Genomic DNA, 4,611 nt, shown 5'->3' with positions numbered 1-4,611 from the left:
TGGGCTCGATCAACATCATCGCCACCATCCTCAACATGCGCGCCCCGGGCATGACGCTGATGAAGATGCCGCTCTTCTGCTGGGGCTGGCTGGTGACCGCGGTGCTGCTCATCATCACCCTGCCGGTGCTCGCCGGCGGCGTGACCATGCTGCTCACCGACCGCCACTTCGGTACCCACTTCTTCGACGCAGCCGGCGGCGGCGACCCGATCCTGTTCCAGCACCTGTTCTGGTTCTTCGGTCACCCGGAGGTCTACATCCTGCTGCTGCCGGTGTGGGGGCTGATGCCCCACGTGCTGTCCACCTTCTCCCGCAAGCCGATCTACGGCCACACCGCCCAGGTCTATGGCTTCATCGCCATCGGCGTGCTGGGACTCATCGTGTGGGCCCACCACTTCATGACCGCCGGGCTGCCGGTGCCGGCGCTGCTGTACTTCATGTACAGCACGATGGCCATCTCCCTGCCCCTGGCGGTGCTGTTCTTCTGCTGGATCGCCACCATGTGGCGCGGCGCCATGAGCTTCGAGACGCCGATGCTGTTCGCCATCGGCTTCATCGTGCTGTTCGGCATCGCCGGGCTCACCGGCCTGGTGCTGGCCGACGTGGCCGCCGACGCCCAGTATCACCACAGCTACTTCGTGGTCGCCCACTTCCACTACGCGCTGTTCGCCGGCGGGATCATGGGCGTGATGACCGGCGTGTACTACTGGCTGCCCAAATGGACAGGCCACATGTACAGCGAGCGGCTCGGCAAGCTGCACTTCTGGCTCACCGTCATCAGCTTCAACTTCACCTTCATGCCGCAGTTCTTCCTGGGTCTCGCCGGCATGCCCCGGCGCATCCCCGACTACGCCCTGCAGTTCGCCGAGTTCAACGCCATCTCCACGGTGGGCGCCTTCGTGCTGGGGCTGTCCCAGCTGCTGTTCGCCTGGAACGTGTGGCGCTGCGTGCGCGGCGGTCAGCGGGCCAGCGACAAGGTCTGGGAAGGCACCAGCGGCCTCGAGTGGGAGCTCAGCTCGCCGCCGCCCCACCACTCGTGGGATGTCCAGCCGGTCATCAAGTGAGAAAGGAATACGCCATGCACCTCACCGAATTCGACCTCGCCCAGCGCCGCAAGTCGTCCGCGCGCTTTGCCTGGGCCCTCGGCGCCGTGGCGCTGGGGCTCTACATCGTGGGCTTCTTCATCCAGCGCTAGGCCATGCGCGAAGCCACCCTGCCCCCGCCCCGCAGGCACGGCCGGCTCGTCAGCCGGCTGGTGCTGCTGGCGGCGGCGTGCTTTGCCTTCGGCTTTGCGCTGGTGCCGCTCTACGACACCCTGTGCCGGGTCGTGGGCTTCAACGGCAAGACGCTGAAGGACGCCATCGCCGCCGGCGACGTGGCCCCCGGCGGGCTGGACGCCAGCCGCAAGCTGGGCGTGCAGTTCACCACCACCCTGATGCCCGGCCTGCCCTGGGAGATCCGCCCGCTGGAGCCGTCCATCGAACTCCACCCGGGTGAACTGCGCACCACCCGCTTCCTGGTGCGCAACCTCTCCGACAAGCCCATCGTCGGCCAGGCCGTGCCCAGCGTGTCGCCCACCGTGGCGGCAAAGCACTTCAAGAAGCTCGACTGCTTCTGCTTCACCCAGCAGACCCTCGCCCCCGGCGAATCCCGCGAGATGGCCCTGACCTTCATCGTCGACCGGGAGATCGGTAGCGACATCAGCGAGCTCACCCTCGCCTACGCCTTCTTCCCGGCCCCAACCCCACCCTCAGGGAGCACCCAGTGAACGCATCCCACGCCCGATCTGCCGCGCCCCACGCGGGCCACTACTACGTGCCGCAACCCAGCCTGTACCCCTTCATCCTGTCGGGGGGGATGTTCCTGCTGGCGCTGGGCTTCATCCTGCTGATGAACCACTTCACGCCCGGGCCGTGGGTGATGGCGACGGGCGCGGCGGTCATCATGGCGGTGCTGTTCAAATGGTTTGGCGCGGTGATCGCCGAGAACCAGCGCGGCGCCTACACCGACTGGGAAGACCAATCCTTCCGCCAGGGCATGGTGTGGTTCATCGGCTCGGAGGTGATGTTCTTCGCGGCCTTCTTCGGCGCGCTGTTCTACTGCCGCAACATCTCGGTGCCGGCGCTGGCGGGCATGGACCCGGCCTTCACGCTGTACAAGGATTTCACCGCCGCCTGGCCCTCGGCCGGCCCCAAGGGCGCCAGCTTCACGCCGATGGGCGCCTGGGGCATTCCGGCGATCAACACCGCGCTGCTGCTCACCTCAGGCGCCACCCTCACCTGGGCCCACTGGGGGCTGATGCAGAACAAGCGCGCCCAGCTCAACACCGGGCTCATCCTCACGGTGCTGCTGGGGGTGATCTTCCTGGGCTTCCAGGCCTACGAATACCACCACGCCTACACCGAGCTGGGCCTGACCATGGGCGCCGGCGTGTATGGCGCCACCTTCTTCATGCTCACCGGCTTCCACGGCTTCCACGTCACCCTGGGCGCCATCATGCTGGCCGTGGTGGCCGGGCGCTGCCTGTCGGGGCATTTCGATTCCAAGCGCCACTTCGCCTTCGAGGCGGTGGCGTGGTACTGGCACTTCGTCGATGTGGTGTGGCTGCTGCTGTTCGTCGTCGTCTACTGGCTGTAAGGCCCGAAGCGATAGCTGAGCAATAGCGCCACGAAGAGGAGCAGAGAGAGGGAGATGCGCAAGGTCAGCGCCCGCACAACCCGGTCGCCCGCCCCCTTGTCGCGATAAAGGAAGAACAAGCCCGAAAAGAGGCTGCCAATCACCAGCAACAGCATGAGCACCACGGCAAACTTGAACAGCACGGCTCGCTCCCCCAACATCGTCGCCCGATTCTGCGCCGTCACCCGGACGGCCACAAGCGGCCGCCGTTTCCGCCCGTCCTGGTGGGGCGGCGCCGTGGCGCTGGCGGTGGCGACGGGCTGCATCCAGCTCGGCAACTGGCAGCACGCCAAGGCCGACCGCAAGCTCGCCGCCCAGCACCTGCTCGACACCCGGGGCGGCGACGCGCCGGTGAGCATCGGCGCCGCCCCGGTGGATGCCGATGCCCTGCGCTCGCGCCCGGTGACGGTACGCGGGCAGTTCGAGACCGACCGCCAGTTCCTCGTCGATAACCGCATCCACCGGGAGCAGGCCGGCTACCACGTGATCACGCCGCTGCGCATCGACGGCAGCGACATGCGGGTGCTGGTCAATCGTGGCTGGATCCCCGCCAACGCCCGTCACGACGACATCCCGCAGGTCGCCACGCCCGTCGGGCCGGTCACCCTGAGCGGCACCGCCGTCGTCCCCGGAACGCGCTTCTTCACCCTGGGCGACGCCCCGCAGGCCGGCTGGCAGCCCGTGTGGCAGAACCTCGACCTGGCCCGCTTCGCCGGCAGCGCGCCCTACCCGCTGCAGCCGGTGGTGGTGCAGCTCGCCCCGGACGCCCCGGCCGGCTTCGTGCGCGACTGGCCCCGCCCCGACGAGCGCTTCGAGCGCCACCTCTCCTACGCCCTGCAGTGGTACGGCTTTGCCGCCTCGGCGGTGCTGATCTGGTTCACCCTCGGCTGGAGGCGGCCATGAGCGCAGGAAGCCCCACCATGCCCACCTCGCCCTTCGCCCGCTACCGCCCGCTGCTGCTGGTAGTGGCGCTCCTGATCCTGCCCTTCGCCATCGGCGGCGGGCTCTACGCCTGGGGCTGGCGACCGGCCAAGGCGACGAGCCACGGCGAGCTCCTCACCCCGCCGCGCCCGGTTCCGCTCCTCGCAGACACCGCCGGCAAGCCCGTGGCCAGGGCCGACTTCGAAAACCACTGGACGATCATCGTCGCCGGCAGCGGCCCCTGCGAGGCGGCTTGCCGGCAGTGGATCATCACCACCCGCCAGGTGCACGTGGCCCTCTACAAGCAGATGCCGCGGGTGCAGCGCGCCTGGGTCACCGACCAGCCGGGCGCTGACCCCGCGCCGCTCCTCGCCATCCAGCCTGATCTGCACCCGCTCGTCGCCACCGGCACCGAGGCCGCTGGCGCCTTCGACCTGAGCACCGCGGGCCATCGGGTCTTCGTGGTCGATCCGCTGGGCCAGATCATCCTGCGCTACGCCACCGACGCCGACCCGAAGGACATCCTCAAAGACATGGACCGCCTGCTCCGCTACGCCTGGGCCGGCTGACCAGACCACACGCACGCCACCGGAGAGACCACGATGCCCACGACCCTCCGCACCACCGCCCTCGCCACGCCCCTGCGCCTGCGTCTGGCCGCCTTTGCCACCCAGTGCAAGCCGCGGGTGAACAGCCTGATCGTGTTCACCGCGATGATCGGGATGTTCCTCGCCGTGCCCGGCTGGCCGCCCGCCGGGCTGATGATCGCGGCCACCCTGGGCATTGGTCTCGTGGCCGGCGCGGCGGCGGCGATCAACTGCCTCGTCGAGCGCACCATCGACGCCCGCATGGCCCGCACCCGCGGCCGGCCGCTGCCGCTGGGCATCATCACCCCCGCCGAAACCCTCACCCTCGCCTGCCTCACCGGCGGCACCGGGCTGTGGCTGCTGCACGTGGCGGTCAATCCGCTCACCATGTGGCTCACCCTCGCCACCTTCCTCGGCTACGCCATCG

Annotated in this window: 7 protein-coding genes; 6 read left to right on the top strand and 1 reads right to left on the bottom strand. The window is 68.8% G+C overall.

Translation table 11 applies throughout. The features are described from left to right. The 3 genes from Q0672_RS11355 to Q0672_RS11345 all read left to right on the top strand — a co-directional run. On the top strand, positions 1-1,064 hold a 1,064-nt coding region (locus Q0672_RS11355), incomplete at its 5' end, for a cbb3-type cytochrome c oxidase subunit I (protein ID WP_298622267.1). Positions 1,065-1,198: 134 nt separating this feature from the next. Then, on the top strand, positions 1,199-1,768 hold the full coding sequence (locus tag Q0672_RS11350; protein ID WP_298622266.1) for a cytochrome c oxidase assembly protein: 570 nt from the start codon (positions 1,199-1,201) through the stop codon (positions 1,766-1,768). Next, entirely contained in the window at positions 1,765-2,637 is an 873-nt protein-coding gene (locus tag Q0672_RS11345) for a cytochrome c oxidase subunit 3 (protein WP_298622264.1), read from the top strand. Before Q0672_RS11350 ends, Q0672_RS11345 begins: the two co-directional genes overlap by 4 nt. Here the strand turns inward: Q0672_RS11345 and Q0672_RS11340 are convergent. Further along, entirely contained in the window at positions 2,625-2,819 is a 195-nt protein-coding gene (locus Q0672_RS11340) for a twin transmembrane helix small protein (protein ID WP_194271277.1), read from the bottom strand. The two genes, Q0672_RS11345 and Q0672_RS11340, sit on opposite strands and share 13 nt — an antisense overlap. Here Q0672_RS11340 and Q0672_RS11335 point away from each other — a divergent pair. From Q0672_RS11335 to Q0672_RS11325, 3 genes are all read left to right on the top strand, one after another. Then, positions 2,809-3,579: an SURF1 family protein gene (locus tag Q0672_RS11335; RefSeq protein ID WP_298622260.1), complete on the top strand. Its 771-nt coding sequence runs from the start codon at positions 2,809-2,811 to the stop codon at positions 3,577-3,579. The two genes, Q0672_RS11340 and Q0672_RS11335, sit on opposite strands and share 11 nt — an antisense overlap. After that, entirely contained in the window at positions 3,576-4,166 is a 591-nt protein-coding gene (locus tag Q0672_RS11330) for a hypothetical protein (protein WP_298622258.1), read from the top strand. The genes Q0672_RS11335 and Q0672_RS11330 overlap by 4 nt, the downstream gene beginning before the upstream one ends. Positions 4,167-4,199: 33 nt before the next feature. Further along, on the top strand, positions 4,200-4,611 hold a 412-nt coding region (locus Q0672_RS11325), incomplete at its 3' end, for a UbiA family prenyltransferase (protein ID WP_298622256.1).

Source organism: uncultured Zoogloea sp. (assembly GCF_937894855.1).
GTDB lineage: Bacteria > Pseudomonadota > Gammaproteobacteria > Burkholderiales > Rhodocyclaceae > Zoogloea > Zoogloea oryzae.
The sequence above is the reverse complement of the archived record's forward strand: the minus strand, read 5'-3'. Positions and strand labels throughout refer to the sequence as shown.